Here is a 2035-nt window from a genome sequence, read left to right as displayed (position 1 = left end):
TATTATACAGAATAATTAACTTGTCATACCACTAGGTATTGTGGCCTTTTCTTGTTTAATGTGATTTTTAAATCACCTTTGTTTTACTTATTATTATCACTTACGCAATTCTATCTTATTTGCCCTTGCAGGCAAAATATAACTAACTAGCCACTATTCTAAACATCCATCACATATTGGAATCTTACCTCTCACTATTCCTCACCATTCCCCAAAATATCTTCGTGCGCAACTTTTATGGTTTGCATGATCTCGGCTTCCTTTTCTCCTGTGTTCAACTTCCTTGCTGACACAGCCTCAATGAGTTCTAAATCCGGCATGTCTGTTATCCGATCTACCGAAGAAATAGATGTATCAGCAAGGATCTTATCCAATGCAGAGATGTCAAATGATATGCCATAAAGCCTCTCCAGCCATTCCTGCTTTGTAGTTACTTTCCTTGAACCCCACGATTTTTTAATAATGATCCTGAGTGCAGTTCCCAGGTATTTTCTCTGAATGGCAATAGCCTTCTGAAGTTCTCTCTGTTGTTTCATTCCTTCCTCGATGTTATGGAGTTCTATCCGGGCCTTTGCAAGCTCATATTCTAATTTCTGGACTTTTTTTCTTGTTGCCATTAGATCTTTCTGCTCTCTATTTGCATATGCGGCAGTTAACAATTCTTCCAGGACTTCATTTATAGGCCTACCTGCCGGAATTAAATTGAATACTGAAGTTTTCACTTTTGTATGGATATCTCTCGGCGTATCTTCCTGGGTAAATATCTTCCTTGGAGCCCCTTTTTTTCTCTTTATATCAAATTCTTGCATTTATTCACCTCTTAAAAAACAAATATCAAAAAATAGAATAATTATGCCTATTAAGTACATTATGTAGCGACAAAATCACTTGTAAAAAAATTATAGAAGCTGCATTTTGGGCGGCCGTGGATTTATTATGTTCACAAAAAACATTTTCTTTCCATGTACATGATAATTTAAAATCCTGAATTTCACGTATTATGTGATTGGTTTCATATTTATTATGTTCACAATAAACCCTGGAATATGGATTCCCAAGTATTTCTATAGTTTTCATTCATATTGCCTCATATTTTCCACTGCGCGGTTCATACACATATCCTTCACGCTTTAAAATGTCCAGGCAGGACTGCAGATCAGAAAGTTCCATGTTTAATTCATGAATCAACTCTTCCTTTGCCCAGTGCTTCTTGTTTCTGAATAACCCCTGGATGATTGAAAGTTTATCCCTTAATTTAGAGGGCATATAGATTTCTGAAAGGGAAAAATTAAAATCTTTAAGGAATGCTTCAAAAATCTTTTTCATCGTCTCAAAATCTTCAGAGATAGCTTGCTGGCGGAGATGCAGCTTAGCAGATGCCTGCACCACCCTCTTCATGGCGAGAAGTGTCCTGGCATTTATAGCTATGTCACCAGATTTGTGTTTTAAATTGTCAAAGTATGAAGACAGCTGTTTTTCAATTCCTGAGATTGAAGGCTCAAACCTGGAACAATAGGCAAAATATTTTTTGAGCAATGGGTCATCAGTAGTTTCCGTATTTTCTAAAATGCTATAAGAATTAATTTCGCTATTCCCTTTCATGGTCCATATAAGGTCAAACCTCTGAAGCAATGTTTCCGGGAGATTTATCTGTTCCAGTATTGTTTTGCTGCTATCAAAAAATGAATTAATTGGATTGGCTGCAGCCACAACCGTTGTAGCCGTAGAAAATTTCATTTTTATGCCAGCTTTCGATTTCACAAATTCTAATTGCTCCATTGCGCTGTGCAATGCAATGGTGTCCTCCTTGTGCATCTTATCCAGTTCGTCTATGGATAAAACCCCATTGTTTGCCAGTACAAGCATTCCCGGGATCATCACCCGTGTGCCATTAACCTCTGATATGGCAGCTGTGAGCCCAGGGCCGGAGGCATCACTAACATAGAACCCTTTGGGAGAATCATTTTTCACAGCTTTTAAAAGTTCGGATTTGCCAATACCGGGGTTGCCTACCATCAGGATATGGATTTTATCC

The 2035-nt window shown here is 37.8% G+C and carries 2 protein-coding genes; both read right to left on the bottom strand.

Annotated elements, in window-relative coordinates; all coding sequences use genetic code 11:
* Positions 1-194 precede the first annotated feature (194 nt).
* A complete protein-coding gene (locus AMDU4_RS13015) occupies positions 195-809 on the bottom strand; it encodes a hypothetical protein (protein WP_021788396.1) in 615 nt (204 codons plus the stop codon).
* A 268-nt stretch (positions 810-1077) separates the two neighbouring features.
* The coding region (locus AMDU4_RS13010; protein ID WP_290705440.1) for an ATP-binding protein at positions 1078-2035 on the bottom strand (958 nt) is incomplete at its 5' end.

Source organism: Ferroplasma sp. Type II (genome assembly GCF_000496155.1).
Note: the sequence above shows the minus strand (reverse complement) of the source record. Positions and strands in the feature narration are given on the sequence as shown.

Excerpts from the sequence above, each read along its gene's own strand:
- AMDU4_RS13015 (WP_021788396.1), bottom strand. The coding sequence starts at position 809 with ATGCAAGAATTTGATATAAAGAGAAAAAAAGGGGCTCCAAGGAAGATA.